Below are 17,513 nucleotides of genomic sequence, written 5' to 3'. Positions count from 1 at the left end.
AAAGAAAACGGCGCCTTCGGGCGCCGTTTTTGTTTGCACGTTTAACGTGAACTTCAGCTCTTTGGTCGATTATGAGATCAATTGGGGGCGCTGATGATATTCTCGCGTTATGAGCGATTTGTTCTGACTGTCGTTGGTGCGTTGGGCGCAATCGACATTCTTCTGATTGCCGCGAAGGGCATTCGCGTAGACTGGACAGGCTACGGAATGATCGGGGCGATCGGTCTTGGAACGATCATGCTCGGCCTGTTTTATCGCTTCGTAAGGAATGATACCCGGATTGCGGAGACACTCATTCTGACTGCGGGCTTCATATTGTTCACACTGGTCGGGTCGGTCTTTAACTATATGTTGCTGCCGATCCATTTCCCGCGAATTGACGAATTCCTGGTCGGCGTCGATCGACTGATGGGATATGATTGGCCAAGTCTGGTCACATACATTGCGCAGTGGCCCGGTGTTTCAGCACTGTTGAAGATAGTTTACTTCACTTCCCTGCCGCAGTTGGTGATGGTTGTTCTGTTGCTCGGCTTTTCGGGGCAATCAGAAAAACTTGCTCATTTCCTGATGACTGGAATTGTAGGCGCTCTTCTCAGCATCGTGGTGTGGGCCTTTTTTCCAACATTCGGTACATCGGCTGTATGGAACCTGCCTGATGATGTTGTGAGAAGTGCAGGATTGGCTGTCGGTCCGTCCTATGGCTTGGAATTGATCCGCTTGTCGAAGGAAGGGGTAGATTATCTGACGCCAGCCAATGTGCTCGGCCTGATCGGATTCCCGTCGTTCCACACCGTCATGGCTGCCATGTCCGTGGTCTTTACATGGCGCATCGCATGGGTGCGTTTACCGGTACTCGCTCTGAATATATTCATGGTACCCGCGATCCTGCTGCACGGCGGGCACCATCTGAGCGATGTCTTTGGTGGACTGGCAGTTTTCACCATCGCATATTTCATCACGCACTATGCGATCAACGTTCTCCGCGACGATAGGGCTGCATCAGCGCCTGCGGGACACGTGCCCGCCGCGCCATCACGATGAGCGCCACAATCGACATGATATAAGGGATCATCAGGAAGAGCTGATAAGGCACCACCTTGCCGTAAACCGTCTGCAGGCGGAGCTGGAAAGCATCGAACAGCGCGAACAGCAGTGCGCCCAGAAGTGCGCGTGCAGGCTTCCATGACGCGAAAACGACGAGCGCAATACAGACCCAACCGCGCCCCTGCATCATCGTCGGGAAGAACGAGTTGAATGCAGAGAGCGTGAGGAACGCGCCGCCGACAGCCATAAGCGCGCTGCCGAACATGATCGTGAAGACGCGAACGCGGATTGGGTTGATGCCTTGCGCTTCGGCGGCATGCGGATTTTCGCCGGTCATACGGATGGCAAGGCCGAGTGGTGTGCGGAAAAGCACATAACCAAGCAGCAGTGCCAGAGGAATGGCGATCCAGGTGAGGGCCGTCTGCGTGCCAAGCACCTGTCCGATAAACGGAATATCCGCAAGCCAGGACGGATTGACCGGCTGGAATGGTGTAATCGTTGGCGGAGTTGAAGAGAGCGGCACCAGAAGACGGAACAGGAAGTAGCTGAGGCTCGACGCAAACAGCGTGATGCCAAGACCGACCACATGCTGTGACAGGCCGAGCGGGACGGTGAGCGCCGCGTGAAGCAGGCCGAACAGAGCGCCGGAAGCGGCGGCGGCAAGCACACCGACCCACAGGTCGGCACCATTATAGACTGTCAGCCAGCCGATCATCGCACCGAAGGTCATGATGCCTTCGATGCCGAGATTAAGCACACCCGCCCGTTCGCAATAAAGTGCGCCGAGCGTGCCGAAGATCAGTGGCGTTGCAATGCGCAGGACCGAGACCCAGAGGCCTGCGGAGAGCAGGATATCCATCAACTCGTTCATCGGGCGATCCTGTATTGTGTGAAGAACAGAGCAACCAGCATAGTCAGAAGCGACAGCGCCACGGTGACATCGGCGATGAAGCTCGGAATGCCAATGGCACGGCTCATGCCGTCAGCGCCGACAAACATTGCGGCTGCAAAGAGAGCTGAGAAAATAGCGCCAATTGGGTTCAGATTGGCGAGCATGGCGACAATGATGCCGGAATAGCCGAAGCCCGGCGACAGATCGGTCGTGACGTAACCCTTAACGCCCATGACCTGTATTGCGCCTGCAAGTCCTGCAAGACCACCGGAAATGCAGGCGACTTTCACCAGTGTCTTGCCAAGCGGAACGCCTGCAAAACGCGCGGCTTGCGGGTTGAGACCGGCAGCCTTGGTTTCCAGCCCGAACACGGTGCGCTTCTGCACATAGGCGATGATGAGCGCCAGAGCGATAGCGATGACTATGCCAATGTGAAGCCGCATGCCTGCCATGATTTTTGGCAGCACCGCCGCATCCGGCACAGGCTCGGATTGCGGCCAGCCAAAGGCGAGGGGGTCTTTCATCGGCCCTTCGATCATCATCGAGACGATGAGCACCGCAACGAAATTCAAAAGCAGGGTCGTCACCACTTCATCGACACCGAAGCGCAGACGAAGCCCGAGCGGAATAAGCAGGAAAATCATGCCTGCAATCGCGCCGACGATAAGCAACAGCGGAATGAGAATAGGGGCAGGAAGCTGCAATTGCGTCCCACAGGCGACCACCGCCAGCGCACCCATATAGAACTGGCCTTCGGCGCCGATATTCCAGAGTTTGGAGCGGAAGGCGACGGCAGCGGCAAGGCCGGTCAGCATCAAGGGTGTTGCGCGGGTGAGTGTTTCGGTGATCGAAAGCTTGTTACCGAAAGCGCCGATGGCTATCTGGCGGAAGGATTCCAAAACCGGCGCACCGGCAGCGGCAATGAGCAGTCCGGCAAGCACAAAGGCGGTCAAAACGGCGATAATTGGTGCGGTTGCTACCAGTGCCATGGGCCGTGTTTCGCGTCTTTCAATACGCATCAGTTCAGCCCCTTCGTGAGATTAGTCTGCCATTCCCCAGCCATCATCAGGCCCAGCCGTTGCGCATTGGCTTCTCCGGCGTCAATCGGCGGCGAGAGGCGGCCCTTGACGATGGCCTGTACGCGGTCGGCAAGGCCGATAATTTCATCCAGATCTTCCGAGATTAGCAGAACCGCTGCTCCCTTTGCCCGCGCTTCCAGAATACGGGCATGAATGGCTGCGACGGCACCTTCATCAAGGCCACGCGTCGGTTGCGCCGCGATCAGAATGCGCGGAGCCGTTTCAAGATTGCGACCCAGAATAAGCTTCTGCATGTTGCCGCCGGAAAGCAGGCGAATGCGGCTATCAGGCGTGCCGCCGCGCACATCGAAATCCTTGATGATGCGGTCGGTAAATTCACGCGCAGCCGCGCGATTGACCAGAAGACCATTGGAGAACTGGGGATCGCGCACGCGTTCAAGCACAGCATTTTCCCAAAGCGTCAGGTCACCGATTGCGCCTTCCGCATTGCGATCTTCGGGAATGCGGCCAACACCTTCGGCCACAAATTGGCGCGGGTCGAATTTGGTGACCGTTTGCCCGAACATGACAAGTGAGCCACTCGCAGGCTGGCTGAGACCCGAAACGAGACGCCCGAGCGCTGCCTGCCCATTACCCGACACGCCAATGATGCCAAGCGTTTCGCCAGCGCGAAGGTGAAAGTCGAGATCACTAAGGCGGGCCGCGCCATCTTCCACCACTGTTACATTCTTCGCTTCCAACAAGGTTTCGCCGGGCGTGGCCGCTGCACGCGAAGGGCGTGAAACGCGACGGCCAACCATCAGTTCGGCGAGTTCCTCTTTCGAGGTTTCGGAAGCCTTGCGCTCAGCGACAAGCTTTCCACCGCGCAGGACGATCACCCGGTCGGCTGCCGACATGACTTCATGCAGCTTGTGCGAGATGAAGATCAGCGACAGGCCCTGACGTGCCATTTCTTTCAGTGTCGCGAAGAGGTTTTCGGCTTCCTGCGTGGTCAGAACGGCGGTCGGCTCGTCGAGGATCAGAATGTCGGCGTCGTTATAAAGCGCTTTGAGAATTTCCACGCGCTGCTGTTCACCGACCGAAAGATCGCCAAGCCGTGCATCGGGATCAACCTGCAGGCCAAAGCGCTTGGCGATTTCCGCGATCTTGTTACACGCTGCACCGTGCGCGGATTTGAGTCTCCAGAGGCTTTCAGTGCCGGTGATGATGTTTTCCAGAACCGTGAGATTGGGCGCGAGCGTAAAATGCTGGTGCACCATGCCCACGCCCGCATCGATGGCTGCGCGGGGCTTGCCTTGCGGGATTTCAACGCCTTTCACGAAGACACGACCTTCATCCGGCACATAATGGCCGAACAGGATATTCATCAGCGTGGTTTTGCCTGCACCATTTTCGCCAAGAAAAGCGAGGATTTCGCCGCGCTCAAGCTTCAGCGAAATATCGTCATTGGCGGTAAGCGCGCCAAACCGCTTGGTGATGTTTTGCAGTTCAAGAACTGTGGTGGTCATGTGTTCAACCCCGCAACGGGAAATCTGTGCTGCCAACGCTGGTCCGCCTCCAGACGCTGGCCAAGGCTCAAAAGCAGCCGGTCCGCGCCCATCGGGGCCACAAGCTGCAAGGCGACCGGCATGTCGTCGGCGTCGGTTTCAAAGGGAAGCGAGAGTGCCGGAAAACCGGAAATATTCGCAAGCGCCGCATAAGGCGCGAAGGCATTCATCTTCTGCCAATGCGCATCGACATCGCCTTGATCCGTGGGAAAGGAACCGAGCGGCATCGGCCCGCGCGCGAGCATAGGCGTAATCAGCACGTCGATGTCGCGGAAAATCTGCCAGAGCATATGTGCGGTGCTGACGGCTCCGTTCATGGCGCGGTAAAGCGCGGTGGCTTCCATGCGCCGCCCGCGCTCTGCAACCGCACGGGTAAGCAGTTCAAGCCTGTCTTCATCAAGGGCCAGAAAGTCAATTGCAGCCGCGAGATTGACGGAAATGATGCGGTCGAAAGCGCGTGCGCTGGAAGCGATCAGCGGGCTGAATTCCGAAGCCGGGATTTCGCGGATTGTGTGCCCCTGTGCCTCAAGGAAATGCGCTGCATCTGCCACAACCTGCAGGCGCTCTGATGTGATTGGATAGTTTGCGAGATCGCCGGTCACGATGCCGATACGAAGGCGGTCCGGCAAATCGCCTGCCAGCATCGCCGGGTCGGGCAGAAAGCCTTCTGTTTTGCCTTCAACAAGCGGCAGAAGCGCTTTCGCATCACGGACCGAGCGGCAAAGCGCAAACTCGCTCGCAATGCCTGCAAGATAATTGCCGAAATGCGGACCCGCTGGCATGGCGCCACGACTTGGTTTCAGGCCGACAAGACCGCAGGTTGCGGCGGGTACGCGGATGGAACCACCAGCGTCGGTAGCGTGCGCAATTGCGACTACCCCGGCTGCGACGGCTGCTGCCGCTCCGCCGGATGACCCGCCGGGTGAAAGCATTTCATCGAAGGGATGGCGTGCAGGCGGTGCTCCCGCTGGTTCGCTCGCAAGCGCCAGACCGAATTCGGGAACGGTGGTAGTGCCGAAGAAATTCAATCCGGCTGCGCGTAGCCGGTGGCCGAGTTCGGAATCCATCTGAGGTGAGGCATTGAGGAATGCCTGCGAGCCGAGCCGGATCGGCAGACCGGCACAGGGCCCGCCCAGATCCTTGAACAGGGAGGGAACGCCCGCGAAGGCAGCTCTGGATGGCGCTGCATCGAATGCAATGGCACCGGCGCGGCCAAGATCGCGATCGAGATATGCAATGGCGCCCAAGGGGCGCCATTTTTCTGCTGCGTCGAGAGCGGCATCCATGGCCTGTTCGGCACTGAGGATTCCTTCCGCAATCGCCTGCGCGAGCGCGGTCGCATCCTGCTGGTTCATGTCGATTGCCACGATATGCTTGCCCGTCCTAAATGATTACTTCGGTTCGGCCGGGTTCGGCTTGTACTCGAACTTGCCTTCCTTCAGTTCCACACGGCGGGCTTCCATCTTGGCTTCCGCTTCGGCAGGGGCAATGCCCTTGACGTAGATGATGTCGTTGCCGCCTTCCTTCATCAGGCTGAACGGCGTGTAATCCTTGCCGGTTGCCTGGCTGGCCTTCACGTCGGCGATAGCCGCATTCAGGATCGGGCGGAAATTCCAGATCGCATTGGCGAAGACCGTGTCGGGATAGCGCGGCGTATAGTCGATCAGCGAGCCGATGGCCTTGATACCACGTTCCTTGGCCGCGTCTGCCGTGCCGATGCGCTCGCCGAACAGGATGTCCGCGCCAGAGTCGATCTGGGCAAGACCGGCTTCACGTGCTTTCGGCGGGTCAAAGAAGGTGCCGATGAACGACGCGATGAACTTCGCGTCGGGACGGGTTTCCTTCACGCCATCCTGAAAGGCATTGATGAGCATGTTGACTTCCGGGATCGGCACGGCACCGACGGAGCCGAAGGTGCCGGACTTGCTCATCGCGCCTGCCAGCATGCCCGCGAGATAGGCAGATTCAAAGTTCCATGTGCCGAAAACACCAAAATTATCGCCCTGCGGCTTGCCGGAGGAGCCCATGACGAAAGCCGTCTTTGGATAATCGCCTGCCACTTGGCGCGCTTCGCGTTCGACGGCATAGGATTCGCCGACGATCAGCTTGATGCCCTGTTCGGCATACTCGCGCATGGCGCGGGGGTAGTCGCTCGCCGAAACGCCCTCGGAGAAGACATATTCGATGACGCCGTCGTCATTTGCCTGCTTCAGTGCCTCGTGAAGGCGGGAATTCCAGGCATTCTCGACCGGCGAGGCGTGGATGCCCGCGACTTTCAGCTTTTCATCGGCCGCAAAGACCCGAGTGGTCATTGCCGTTGCGCCGAGTGCTGCAGACATTGCGAGAATGTTGCGACGGGTAAAGTTCGGTGCTTTGATGATTTTGGTCATAGGACCCCTCTTTTGTGTTTTCGGCGTGCCGGGAATGCACTGCCGGTTGCTTCGTTTTGTGTGAGCAGAATGTATGAGCAACGGTTCTATCTTTGCTCAATCTGCCTCGAATACAAGCGAATTAGGCTGCGGCCTGAAAATTAGGCATGGGGTTTCAAGCCGCGACTGTTCCGGTTCGTTCATCCGGCAATGTGCCGGGTAGGCCGAAACTGTTGATATTATTAGCCGATTGGCGCGTAATCAGCCCCGTCAACCGAAGACGGACGGCCTTCGAGATTGATGCGGCTTATGCGCTGCGGGGTTTCGGCGATGACCTTGCCGCGCTTCACGACCTTGAGGCGGTTTGCCTTGAGCCGCAGCGCTTCAATTGGATCGCGCGCCTGCAGCACCACGAAATCGGCATTGCAGCCCTTGGCAAGGCCATAGCCGTCGAGGCCCAGCGCCTTGGCGGAATTGACGGTGAGTGCATCGAAAACCTGTTTCTTGCCTTCGATGGAGGTCATCTGTGCGACATGGATCGCCATGTGGCCGACTTCCAGCATGTCGCCGGAACCCATCGAATACCAGGGGTCCATCACGCAATCGTGGCCGAAAGCGACATTGATACCGGCAGCCATCAGCTCCGGCACGCGTGTCATTCCGCGGCGCTTCGGATAGGTGTCCGCGCGGCCTTGCAGCGTGATGTTGATGAGCGGGTTCGGGATGGCGTTCATCTTTGCTTCCGCAATCAGCGGGATGAGCTTCGAGACGTAATAATTATCCATGGAATGCATGGAGGTGAGGTGCGAACCGGAAACGCGGCCCTGCAAGCCGAAACGCATTGTCTGCGCCGCCAGCGTCTCGACATGGCGCGACATCGGATCGTCGCTTTCGTCGCAATGGATATCGACCGGCAGCCCGCGTTCAGCGGCAATGCGGCAGAGTTCCTCCAGCGAGGCTGCGCCATCAGCCATGGTGCGCTCAAAATGCGGAATGCCGCCGACGACGTCGAGGCCCATATCGAGCGAGCGGTTGACGAGATCGACCGCGCCCGGCGAACGGTAGTAACCATCCTGCGGGAAGGCCACGAGCTGCAGATCGATGTAAGGCTTCACCTTCTCGCGCACTTCGATCATCGCTTCAGCAGTGAGAAGGCGCGGATCGCTGACATCGACATGGCTGCGAATGGCCAGCAGGCCCTGCGAAACGGCCAGATCGCAATAACGCAGCGCGCGCTCGACCATGGCTTCAACGGTCAGCATCGGCTTCAGTTCGCCCCAGAGCGCGATGCCTTCAAGAAGCGTACCGGAACGGTTGAGGCGTGGCAGGCCAAGCGACAGGGTCGCATCCATGTGGAAATGCGGATCGATGAAAGGCGGGGTCACGAGCCGGTCGGTTGCATCGATTTCCTGAGCCGCCTGATGCTCCCCCTTTGAAGGCACGACATCGGCAATCTTGCCGTCCTTGACCAAAATGTCCTGCTTCTCGCGACCGTCGGGGAGATTGGCGTTTCTCACGATCAAATCGAACATCGGCGGGACCTTTCATCTGGATATGCACGAACAGAGCTCAAAAATATGGGCTCATTTTTCAATTGCCTTATACCCTATATCCGGTGGGCGCAATGCCAGGGGAAGCTGGAAGGGGTCGTCATCCTCAATGGAAAATGCTAGGCCCCGCAATCATCTTTGTAGGATTGCCATGTTCACGATCAGTCGCGTCGAAACCTTTAGTCAGGAGATCAAGAAAAGTCGATTTCTGGCCATTGCTGCGCCTGTCGCAAACGAGCAGGCGGCGAAGGATTTTTTGAGCGAGCATTCCGATCTGTCGGCGAGCCATAATTGCTGGGCCTGGCGCACGGGGCAGAACTACCGTTTCAGCGACGATGGAGAGCCGAGCGGCACGGCAGGAAAGCCGATCCTGCAGGCAATCGACGGCCAGCAGCTGGACAATATTGCAGTCGTGGTTACGCGCTGGTTCGGCGGCATTCTTCTGGGAAGTGGTGGCCTGATGCGCGCCTATGGCGGCACTGCCGCTACCTGTCTGCGACAGGCTGAGAAAACAGAAGTTATCCCGCTGGTCGGATTTCAGTTCGCCTGCGATTTTTCAGATCATGCGCTGCTAAAAGCACGTCTGACGGCGGTGGAAAACCTTGCTATCGCGCAAGAGAATTTCACCGGTACCGGCGTGGAAATGGCGGGCACGATGCCCATCGCCGCGCGGGATGAACTATCCCGCCTCGTCACCGATCTGACGCGCGGCAAGACGATTATCGCATTTGATGACTAGAGCATGTCTCCCAAAAGTGGGGACCGGTTTTGGGATAAAGACATGCTTAAAAACAAAGAGATAGAGTGTTTCCAATGATTCAATCAAAACAGGAAATGCTCTAGATTGTACCGCTCGTATACTGCTGGCGCTTGTTCTCATACATCAGCAGGTCGGCGCGCTTGGCAACGGTTTCCAGCTTCTCGCCCGGCATGCTGGTTGCAGAGCCGATGGAAAGATTGAGCTTGAGTTGGGAATAATACTGGTTGTTGATATCGACCAGCCGCTGAATGTCCTCGACCATCGCCTCGGCGCCGCGCTCATCCACATAAGGCAGCACGACCGCGAATTCGTCACCGCCAATGCGTGCGGCATGGCCCGGCTGCTTCACGGCTTCATTCAGCACTTCTCCGATGCGTCGCAGCAATCCGTCGCCTGTCGCATGGCCCCATTGATCATTCGCGGCCTTGAGGCCGTTGAGATCGATGATGATGACTGAAACGGGCGTATGGCCCTTGCGCTCAAGCCGGTTAAGCTCATCGACATAATAGGCGCGATTGTGCAGCTTGGTCAGCACATCGTGCTTGCCCAGATATTCCAGATAGGCCTCGGCCTTCTTGCGCGCCGTAATGTCGGTAAGTGCGACCTGCACCAGCGACCAATCCGTCTCATGTCCCGGCAGAACAGAGAACTGCAGCAGAACATGCCGTTCGGACCCATCGAGCGCATAGTTCACCACTTCGCGACGCTGGAACAGGATCCCGTTCCACAGATCGATCAGTTGTTCGCGGAAAGAGGCTTCCATCTCATCCTTGAAGATATGCGGCAGGTTCTGCAGCAGCGTTTTCTTGTCGGATGCGAGGAAGAGGGCCGTCGTCTCGGTGTTGATTTCGAGCACGCGGATTTCGCTCATGCACTGGCGCACGAATTCTGGATGCACGTCGGTAAACACCCGAAAATCAACGATGCCGCGCTGGCGCACATCGTCCATCAATTGCTTGATGCGGCTGAAATCCTCGACCCAGAGCGACACGGGAGAATGTTCGAAAAGGCCCTGCGCGTGCTGCTTGTGGCGGTCCTGTTCGCGGCGAGCGTCCTCGCGGGCGGTAACATCCTCGATGGAAAGCAGCACTCGCTCCCACGTGTGCTCATAACCGGGCAGCACCACGCCCTTGAGCTGGATATCGAGCCGCTTGCCGCTGAGCGAATAGTTGATGGTGTCGCTTGAGAAAGTGCCGCCGCCGTTCCAGAGCTGGACCATCTCATCGATATGCGGGTCCAGCATGTCGTCGCGAAACACGCGTTCGAGGTTGGCGACCAGATGACTGACGCTGTCCGCCTCGAAAAGCGAAAGCGTCTTGCGGTTGACCTTCAGAACCCGGATATGGCTGGTGCAGATGCGCAACCGGGTCGTGTCTTCGTGCAGGAAAGCCCCGAGATCGGTAACGCCAAGCGCACGCCATTCTTCGAACTGCTTGCGCAGACCGCTATAATCCTCAAGCCACAGGGAAATTGGCGCAAGGTCAAAAATATTGGCGCTGTCGCTCAAGGCAGACTCGATATTCATGGATTTCCCGCTCTACCATTGGCTTCCCGCATTTCCGAAACTGAGGCGTTCAGGATATGCGTCCAAACCGGATTCTCTTTTCCCATCGGGAAAAGCCGCGATGGATTATTGGGAGCGCGTTATATTACGTGAGGCTCAGATAAACTAGAGGTTTTAGTGTAAAAACACTTCGCTTTTTACGAAAAATACAAAGGGCGGCCCCTTGGGGCGCCGCCCTGAATAGATATATAGGCGGCTATCAGTTCTCGATCGGCAGCCGATGGCGCACGAGCGTTGTCCAGTACGAGCAACCCCAGGCAATGACATCGTCGTTGAAGTCATATTTCGGATGATGGAGATTGGCGCTCGGGCCGTTGCCGATGTTGATCATCGCGCCCGGCACCTCGTTCAGCATGAAGGCAAAGTCTTCACCGCCAAGCGTTGCCGGCATATCCCGAGCCACGCGGTCAGCGCCCGCAACTGCATCGGCAGCGATTGCGGCCAGTTCTGTCTCGCGTTCGTGATTAACGGTGACCGGATAGCTGCGCTGATAGTCGAGCGTGGCCTTGGCGCCGAAAGCATCGGCAATGCCCTGCACGGCGCGAGCCAGCTTTTCCTCGATATGGTCGCGCACTTCCTCACGAAGCGTGCGGACCGTACCGGTCAACCGGATTTTCTGCGGAATCACGTTGAAAGCATCGCCGCCCTGAATGGTGGTGATCGAGATCACAGCGGAATCCAGCGGGTCGACGGTGCGTGCGGTCAGCGTCTGGATTGCCTGAATGAGTGCTGCCGTCACCGGGATGGGGTCGATGGTCTGGTGCGGCGAAGCTGCATGTCCGCCAACGCCCTCGATGGTGATGTCGAGAATGTCAACCGATCCCATGATCGGGCCGGAATTGATGATGAAGTGTCCGACGGGAAGATTCGGGCGGTTATGCATGCCGTAGACTTCATTGACCGGCCAGCGCTTGAACAGGCCGTCGTCGATCATCGCCTTTGCGCCTGCGCCGCCTTCTTCGGCAGGCTGGAAGATAACGATGACGGTGCCGTCGAAGGCGCGGCTTTGCGCCAGTTCGCGGGCAGCGCCCAGAAGCATGGTCGTATGGCCGTCATGGCCGCAGGCATGCATTTTCCCCGGCACTTTCGATGACCATTCGGCGCCGGTTTCTTCGAGGATCGGCAGCGCATCCATGTCGGCACGCAGGCCGATGGCGCGACCGGAACGGTTCGACTGCCCATGAATGACGCCGACGACGCCGGTGCGTCCGATGCCGGTCGCCACCTCATCGACGCCTGCGGCGCGCAGCGCTTCGGCAACTTTTTCGGCAGTCCGGTTTACATCGTAAAGCAGCTCCGGGTTTTCGTGCAGGTCACGACGGAACGCGACGAGTTCGTCCAGCTGGTTCGATGTCCAGTTTTCAACCGGCATGTCAGGCTCCTTTTGTGTTGTCTTCGGCGGTGTCGAGGCGGTAGCGGAAATCGCAATGGCTTGCGCCCTTCATGATGGTCTGCGAGCGTTCCAGCTTCATTTCGGGATTGTAGCCGATGCAGAAATCGCCATCGCGATTGCAGGAAAGCAGGTGACCGATATGGCCAAGACCCATCTCGCGGTACATTTCCGAATAGCGGCAGCGCGTAACGTTGAAATCGAAATGATCTTCGCCCTGCGAAATCACGTCGATCTCCAGTGCGTTTTCCTTCGTCCACAGCGGCTGGATATCGGCAAAGTCCTGTATCGTTGGCGTGCGGCCCAGCTCGTCGGCAAAGCTCTTGCCCTGTTCGATGGCCGAACGGCTGACTGCTTCGCCGATTGCAGCCTGCGCTTCTTCCTCACCGGAGCGCTCGCGAATAACTTCGTAAACATTCTTGAGAACCAGCGCTTCGATGCGGCGACGTTCGAGAATTGACATTTGATTCATGGACCTGACCTTTCACATGAACGTTAAATGAGCGGGACTAGAGATTTGGCTCGGTGAGATCCTTGCGCCGAAGCCATGCGAGATAGAACGGCGCGATCTTCCGCGCGACTTTATGAAAAGGCAGTGGTGCCGGTTCCGAGACGGGCAGGGCAAGTTCCTGCACAGGCTCGCCGTCGAGCGCCCGTGCGAATTCACGCCCGAGCGATGTGCCAAGCGCAACACCGCGCCCGTTGCAGCCGATCCATGCCCAGCCATTGGGGCCGAGCTGATGAACGCGCGGGAAACGATCCCATGTCATGCCGATATAACCGCTCCACACATGGGTGATTTCCGGCTCGCCAAGTGCAGGGAAAGCTTCCGCCATGTTGCGCGCCGTCTTGCGCTTGACGCGTTCTGCGATGTTGAAATTACCCATTACCACGCCGCCGGTAATCAGCCGGTTGCGGGCATCGTAGCGGAAGAAGCGCAGATCGCCGCGCGTATCGGAAACCGCCTGCCGTCCCGGCAAAATCGTCGCCCGCAGATTGTCGCTGACAGGTGCCGTCGCCATTTGCCACGAGAGTACCGGCACGATGGTGCGGGCTAGGCGCGGGGCAAGCCCTTCGCGCAACTCGCCGGTATAGGCGTTGGTGGCGAGCAGAAAGCCCTTGGCACGAACTGTGGCGCTGGCGGTCTTGACTTCCCAATAGTCGCCCACCTGGGCATAGGAGATGACCGGGCTTTGTTCGTGAATGATTGCGCCGTGGCGTTCGGCTGCGGCTGCAAGCCCGCGCGCGAAAGCCAGCGGATTGATATGGCCGCCGGTCGGGTTGAACATGCCGCCATACCAGAAATCGCTGCCCAACAGCCGCGATGTTGCGGCGCGGTCGAAAAACTCTGCCGGGAAGCCGAAACGTTTCCATGCGTCCACGCGGGTTTGCGAAAGCTTCACCCGGCCCGGCGAATGGGCAGGCTGGAACCAGCCGTTCTGTTCGGCCTCAGCGTCGATATTTTCATCACGCACGATGGAAAACAGAATGTCGGCGCTATTGCCGATCAGTCTGGCAAAACGTTCACCTGATGCGCCGTAGCGTTTGGCGATTGCATCGGGTTCCGCCGAAGTCATGGTCGGAATGACCTGTCCATTGTTGCGCCCCGATGCGCCCCAGCCGACCGCATTGCCTTCCAGCAGGATGACGCGCTTGCCGCGTTTCGCCAGATGGAGCGCTGCTGAAAGTCCCGTAAAGCCACCGCCGACGATGGCGACATCGGCTTCCGCATCATTGTTCAGCGGCTTTGCTTGTGTGCGGGCAGGGGCGGTGGCAGCCCAGATGGAGGGTGGAAAGACTATGTTCTGCATGGTGTCACGCATTTTCCAAACGAGGAGGCGTCCAGCCCTTGCCAGGAATGGAGGCAAGGAGGCGCTGTGTATATTCATGTTGCGGATTAGCGAAGACCTCAGCCGTCGGACCTGCTTCGGCGATCTCACCCTTCGACATGACGATGATGCGGTCGCAAAGCTGGGCCGCGACGCGCAGATCATGCGTTACGAAAAGCAGCGACAGGTTGAGCCGTTCGCGCAAGTCTGCGAGCAGGCGAAGAACCTGCGCCTGTACCGAGACATCGAGCGCGGAGACCGGTTCGTCGGCGACGATGATGCGAGGTTCCAGCGCCAGCGCGCGGGCGATGCCGATGCGCTGCCGCTGTCCGCCCGAGAACTCATGCGGAAATCGGTCGGCGGCAGCGGGCGAAAGCTCAACTAGTTCCAGCAGTTCGCGGGCCTTTGCATGCGCCTGTGCCTTCGGTACACCATGGACGATTAGGCCTTGTGCGATGAGGTCCACGACGCGGCGACGCGGGTTGAGCGAGGCCATCGGGTCCTGAAAAACCATCTGGATGTCCTTGCGCATGGCACGCACTTCACGCGGACTGGCGCTCAGAAAATCCCTGCCATTCACATCGACCTTGCCACTATCGGCTTCAAGCAGACGGGTGACGATGCGCGAAACGGTTGTCTTGCCCGAGCCGCTTTCGCCAACGACGCCGAGCGTTTCGCCCTGACGTAGTTCGAACGAAAGGTCCTTTACGGCGGGCACGGCGCTGCGTTTGCCGGTGAGCAAGCCACCGCGCGCCTTGAAGGTTTTGCGTAAAGCGCTCGCCTTGAGAATGATCGGTTGTGTGTTCACCGATGGCTTCGGTTCGGGCGGAGTGAGAGCTGGAACCGATGCGATCAGCGCTTTGGTATAAGCGTGCTGCGGATGGTTCAGCACTTCGTTTGCCGGGCCTTCCTCGACCAGTTCGCCAAGCCGCAAAACGGCCACGCGGTCGGCAATTTCCGCCACCACGCCGAAATCATGCGTGATGAACAGGATGCCGGTATTGTGTTCGCGTTGCAGGTCGCGGATCAGTTTCAGGATTTGTGCCTGCGTGGTCACGTCGAGCGCCGTGGTCGGCTCGTCGGCGATGATGAGGCGCGGTTTCAGGATCAGCGCCATGGCGATCATGACACGCTGGCGCTGTCCGCCCGAAATCTGGTGCGGGTAGGCGTTATAGGCGGATTCAGGGTCCGGAATTTTCACTTCCGCCAGCATGTTCAGCACGGCGGCGCGACGTTCCTTGCGACCGAGTTTCGTGTGCAGGCGCAACACTTCATCGATCTGCCAGCCGACCGTCTTCTGCGGGTTGAGCGCGGTCATCGGCTCCTGAAAGATCATGCCGATGCGGTCGCCGCGCAGCTTCTTCATGTCGGCTTCGCTGAGCGAATAGAGATCGGTGCCTTCAAGCCTGATTATGCCATTGGTCACGCGCACATGCGGTTCCGGCAAAAGGCGCATGATTGCGCCTGCCGAAAGCGATTTGCCGGAACCGCTTTCGCCGACGAGGCAGACGATTTCGCCGGGATTGATGGTCATTGTCAGGTCCTGCAAGGCGTAAGGGCGGTCGGCGCCCTTTGGCAGCGCGATCTGCAGGTTTTTGATTTCCAGAACGGGTGCAGCGGTCATTATTTCTTCTGCCTCGGATTAAGCGCGTCGTTCAGGCCTTCGCCAAGCAGGCTGAAGGAGAGAACGGTGAGCAGAATTGCGATGCCGGGAATGACCGAGCAGAACCAGTCGGTGCGCAGCACAGCACGACCCTGACCGATCATGTTGCCCCAGCTCGCATAGTTCGGGTCACCGAGACCGAGGAAAGCGAGCGCGCTTTCCATCAGGATGGAGGTGGCCATCACCACGGATGCGAAGACAATCACCGGCGGCAGGGCATTCGGCAGGATTTCACGGAAGATTATTGAGGCATTCCCGACGCCGAGATTGCGCGCTGCATCGATGAATTCGCGCTTGCGCAGCGCCAGAAATTCGGCGCGTACCATGCGGGCAGGCGCGGTCCATGACACGATGCCGATGCAGATGATGATGTTTTCAATCGATGAACCGAAGATTGCCACCAGTGTCAGAAGCAGTACGAAGCTTGGAACGGTCTGGAAGGCTTCGGTGATGCGCATCAGAACGTCATCCACCCAGCCGCCATAATAGCCGGCAAGAGCGCCGATGATGATGCCGATCACGATAGAAATCAGGGTGGCGACCACGCCGATCAGAAGCGAAATGCGCGCGCCATGGACGATGCCTGCCATGATATCGCGCCCAAGCTGGTCGGTACCAAGCGGCGTTGCAGCATTGACGAATGGCCAGACGAGCGGATCGCCTGCGCGCCGCAGCGGGTCGCCGGGCGCAATGACATCAGCCAGCAACGCGATCAGGACCACGGCGATGAAGAGGATAAGGCCTAGTACGGCGGCGCGGTTGCGGCTGAAGCGCTGCCACAGAACTTTCGTGCGGGAGACCTGCGGGCGGGTGAGGGAGATGTCCTGTGAAGTCATGACAGTTCGATCCTGGAATCAAGCCGCGCATAGATGAGGTCGGTGATGAAATTCACGATCACCACCAGCACCGAGCACAGAAAGATGATGCCCATCAGCGTGTTGAGGTCGCGCTTGATCACGGAAGTGTAGGCAAGCTGACCGAGGCCGGGCAGCGAGAAGATTGTCTCGATCACGACGGAGCCGCCAAGCACAGTCGAGAACTGTAGTCCGAGCAGCGTAACGACAGGCAGGAATGCGTTGCGCATGATGTGATGAAACATCAGCCTTGCACCGCTGGCGCCCTTGGCTCGTGCGGTACGAACATAATCGAGGTCGGCCACTTCCAGCACGCTGGTGCGCATCAGGCGCATGTAGAAGGCGAGATAGATGAGCGAAAGCGCCGTCGTCGGCATGACGAGGTGCACGGCAATATCCCAGACATTCTTCCAGCCGGTGTAAAACCCGGCAATCGTCTTGTAACCGCCGACCGGCAGCCAGCCGAGCTTGACGGAAAAGATGAACATCAAGATGAGGCTGAGAAAGAAGCTAGGCATTGCATAGAAGACAAGGCCGAGCGTGGAAATCGCATTGTCGGTCAGCGAATAGGCGCGCCGCGCGGCGAAAGCTCCGAGCGCGATGCCGAAAATGAAGGCCACCGAAAGCGAGGAAACCATGAGCAGGAGCGTCGGCACGAGGCGGGCCATCAGTACGTCAAGCACCGGCTGTTCGTAGACGTAGGACCAGCCGAAATCGAACTGCGCCAGCTTGGTCATGTAAATCCAGAGCTGTGTCCAGACCGGCTGGTCAAGGCCGTATTCGGTGCGCAGATTGGCGACGAATTGCGGATCTGCGCCGCCCATGTCACCGACAAGTGCGTCCACGGTATCGCCGGGCGCGAGCTTGATCAGCAGGAATGACCCGATCATGATGAGAAGAATGACGGGGATCGCCTGCAAGATGCGCCGCAGCGCAAAAGTCAGGATCGGGGGCAGGGGCATTGCGGGTTATCCTGCAAGATATTCATTTCAGCATTCATGAAATTGGGGA

At 58.5% G+C, this 17,513-nt stretch carries 15 protein-coding genes; 2 read left to right on the top strand and 13 right to left on the bottom strand.

Going from position 1 to position 17,513, the window contains the following annotated elements; genetic code table 11:
- The first annotated feature begins 93 nt into the window (after positions 1 to 93).
- Positions 94 to 1,041 carry a phosphatase PAP2 family protein gene (locus KWJ32_RS04580; RefSeq protein WP_012092740.1) on the top strand — a complete coding sequence of 316 codons (948 nt, stop codon included), beginning with the start codon at positions 94 to 96 and terminating at the stop codon, positions 1,039 to 1,041.
- Here the strand turns inward: KWJ32_RS04580 and KWJ32_RS04575 are convergent.
- The 6 genes from KWJ32_RS04575 to KWJ32_RS04550 form a co-directional block, all read right to left on the bottom strand.
- The gene (locus KWJ32_RS04575; RefSeq protein ID WP_012092741.1) at positions 971 to 1,915 is read right to left on the bottom strand and encodes an ABC transporter permease; all 945 of its coding nucleotides are present in this window, start codon (positions 1,913 to 1,915) and stop codon (positions 971 to 973) included. The two genes, KWJ32_RS04580 and KWJ32_RS04575, sit on opposite strands and share 71 nt — an antisense overlap.
- Entirely contained in the window at positions 1,912 to 2,955 is a 1,044-nt protein-coding gene (locus KWJ32_RS04570; RefSeq protein WP_012092742.1) for an ABC transporter permease, read from the bottom strand. Before KWJ32_RS04570 ends, KWJ32_RS04575 begins: the two co-directional genes overlap by 4 nt.
- On the bottom strand, positions 2,955 to 4,484 hold the full coding sequence (locus KWJ32_RS04565) for an ABC transporter ATP-binding protein (protein WP_012092743.1): 1,530 nt from the start codon (positions 4,482 to 4,484) through the stop codon (positions 2,955 to 2,957). The genes KWJ32_RS04570 and KWJ32_RS04565 overlap by 1 nt, the downstream gene beginning before the upstream one ends.
- On the bottom strand, positions 4,481 to 5,878 hold the full coding sequence (locus KWJ32_RS04560) for an amidase (protein WP_125334156.1): 1,398 nt from the start codon (positions 5,876 to 5,878) through the stop codon (positions 4,481 to 4,483). Before KWJ32_RS04560 ends, KWJ32_RS04565 begins: the two co-directional genes overlap by 4 nt.
- A 36-nt stretch (positions 5,879 to 5,914) precedes the next feature.
- Complete coding sequence (locus KWJ32_RS04555) at positions 5,915 to 6,913, bottom strand: BMP family protein (RefSeq protein ID WP_151609575.1); 999 nt, start codon at positions 6,911 to 6,913, stop codon at positions 5,915 to 5,917.
- A gap of 221 nt (positions 6,914 to 7,134) precedes the next feature.
- Complete coding sequence (locus KWJ32_RS04550; protein ID WP_151609573.1) at positions 7,135 to 8,424, bottom strand: amidohydrolase family protein; 1,290 nt, start codon at positions 8,422 to 8,424, stop codon at positions 7,135 to 7,137.
- Positions 8,425 to 8,593: 169 nt separating this feature from the next.
- Here KWJ32_RS04550 and KWJ32_RS04545 point away from each other — a divergent pair, with 169 nt between their 5' ends.
- Positions 8,594 to 9,181: a YigZ family protein gene (locus tag KWJ32_RS04545; protein ID WP_151609571.1), complete on the top strand. Its 588-nt coding sequence runs from the start codon at positions 8,594 to 8,596 to the stop codon at positions 9,179 to 9,181.
- A gap of 100 nt (positions 9,182 to 9,281) precedes the next feature.
- Here the strand turns inward: KWJ32_RS04545 and KWJ32_RS04540 are convergent, their stop codons facing one another.
- The 7 genes from KWJ32_RS04540 to KWJ32_RS04510 all read right to left on the bottom strand — a co-directional run bounded on the left by KWJ32_RS04540 (position 9,282) and on the right by KWJ32_RS04510 (position 17,464).
- The gene (locus tag KWJ32_RS04540; RefSeq protein ID WP_151609569.1) at positions 9,282 to 10,727 is read right to left on the bottom strand and encodes a GGDEF domain-containing protein; all 1,446 of its coding nucleotides are present in this window, start codon (positions 10,725 to 10,727) and stop codon (positions 9,282 to 9,284) included.
- A gap of 238 nt (positions 10,728 to 10,965) precedes the next feature.
- Positions 10,966 to 12,138, bottom strand: a complete 1,173-nt coding sequence (locus tag KWJ32_RS04535; protein ID WP_125334151.1) for a M20 aminoacylase family protein — start codon at positions 12,136 to 12,138, stop codon at positions 10,966 to 10,968.
- Position 12,139: 1 nt separating this feature from the next.
- Positions 12,140 to 12,628 carry an L-2-amino-thiazoline-4-carboxylic acid hydrolase gene (locus tag KWJ32_RS04530; protein WP_012092750.1) on the bottom strand — a complete coding sequence of 163 codons (489 nt, stop codon included), beginning with the start codon at positions 12,626 to 12,628 and terminating at the stop codon, positions 12,140 to 12,142.
- A gap of 37 nt (positions 12,629 to 12,665) precedes the next feature.
- Complete coding sequence (locus KWJ32_RS04525; RefSeq protein ID WP_012092751.1) at positions 12,666 to 13,967, bottom strand: FAD-binding oxidoreductase; 1,302 nt, start codon at positions 13,965 to 13,967, stop codon at positions 12,666 to 12,668.
- Positions 13,968 to 13,971: 4 nt separating this feature from the next.
- The gene (locus KWJ32_RS04520; protein ID WP_151609568.1) at positions 13,972 to 15,609 is read right to left on the bottom strand and encodes an ABC transporter ATP-binding protein; all 1,638 of its coding nucleotides are present in this window, start codon (positions 15,607 to 15,609) and stop codon (positions 13,972 to 13,974) included.
- On the bottom strand, positions 15,609 to 16,484 hold the full coding sequence (locus KWJ32_RS04515) for an ABC transporter permease (protein WP_012092753.1): 876 nt from the start codon (positions 16,482 to 16,484) through the stop codon (positions 15,609 to 15,611). The genes KWJ32_RS04520 and KWJ32_RS04515 overlap by 1 nt, the downstream gene beginning before the upstream one ends.
- The gene (locus tag KWJ32_RS04510; RefSeq protein ID WP_012092754.1) at positions 16,481 to 17,464 is read right to left on the bottom strand and encodes an ABC transporter permease; all 984 of its coding nucleotides are present in this window, start codon (positions 17,462 to 17,464) and stop codon (positions 16,481 to 16,483) included. The genes KWJ32_RS04515 and KWJ32_RS04510 overlap by 4 nt, the downstream gene beginning before the upstream one ends.
- Positions 17,465 to 17,513: the final 49 nt, after the last annotated feature.

Source organism: Ochrobactrum sp. BTU2 (assembly GCF_024539785.1).
GTDB classification, from domain to species: Bacteria; Pseudomonadota; Alphaproteobacteria; order Rhizobiales; family Rhizobiaceae; genus Brucella; species Brucella anthropi.
Note: the sequence above shows the minus strand (reverse complement) of the source record. Positions and strands in the feature narration are given on the sequence as shown.

Bases quoted from the DNA above. Each gene is read 5' to 3' on its own strand.
- KWJ32_RS04580 (WP_012092740.1), top strand. From the start codon at position 94: ATGATATTCTCGCGTTATGAGCGATTTGTTCTGACTGTCGTTGGTGCG.
- KWJ32_RS04575 (WP_012092741.1), bottom strand. From the start codon at position 1,915: ATGAACGAGTTGATGGATATCCTGCTCTCCGCAGGCCTCTGGGTCTCG.
- KWJ32_RS04570 (WP_012092742.1), bottom strand. From the start codon at position 2,955: ATGCGTATTGAAAGACGCGAAACACGGCCCATGGCACTGGTAGCAACC.
- KWJ32_RS04565 (WP_012092743.1), bottom strand. From the start codon at position 4,484: ATGACCACCACAGTTCTTGAACTGCAAAACATCACCAAGCGGTTTGGC.
- KWJ32_RS04560 (WP_125334156.1), bottom strand. From the start codon at position 5,878: ATGAACCAGCAGGATGCGACCGCGCTCGCGCAGGCGATTGCGGAAGGA.
- KWJ32_RS04555 (WP_151609575.1), bottom strand. From the start codon at position 6,913: ATGACCAAAATCATCAAAGCACCGAACTTTACCCGTCGCAACATTCTC.
- KWJ32_RS04550 (WP_151609573.1), bottom strand. From the start codon at position 8,424: ATGTTCGATTTGATCGTGAGAAACGCCAATCTCCCCGACGGTCGCGAG.
- KWJ32_RS04545 (WP_151609571.1), top strand. From the start codon at position 8,594: ATGTTCACGATCAGTCGCGTCGAAACCTTTAGTCAGGAGATCAAGAAA.
- KWJ32_RS04540 (WP_151609569.1), bottom strand. From the start codon at position 10,727: ATGAATATCGAGTCTGCCTTGAGCGACAGCGCCAATATTTTTGACCTT.
- KWJ32_RS04535 (WP_125334151.1), bottom strand. From the start codon at position 12,138: ATGCCGGTTGAAAACTGGACATCGAACCAGCTGGACGAACTCGTCGCG.
- KWJ32_RS04530 (WP_012092750.1), bottom strand. From the start codon at position 12,628: ATGAATCAAATGTCAATTCTCGAACGTCGCCGCATCGAAGCGCTGGTT.
- KWJ32_RS04525 (WP_012092751.1), bottom strand. From the start codon at position 13,967: ATGCAGAACATAGTCTTTCCACCCTCCATCTGGGCTGCCACCGCCCCT.
- KWJ32_RS04520 (WP_151609568.1), bottom strand. From the start codon at position 15,609: ATGACCGCTGCACCCGTTCTGGAAATCAAAAACCTGCAGATCGCGCTG.
- KWJ32_RS04515 (WP_012092753.1), bottom strand. From the start codon at position 16,484: ATGACTTCACAGGACATCTCCCTCACCCGCCCGCAGGTCTCCCGCACG.
- KWJ32_RS04510 (WP_012092754.1), bottom strand. From the start codon at position 17,464: ATGCCCCTGCCCCCGATCCTGACTTTTGCGCTGCGGCGCATCTTGCAG.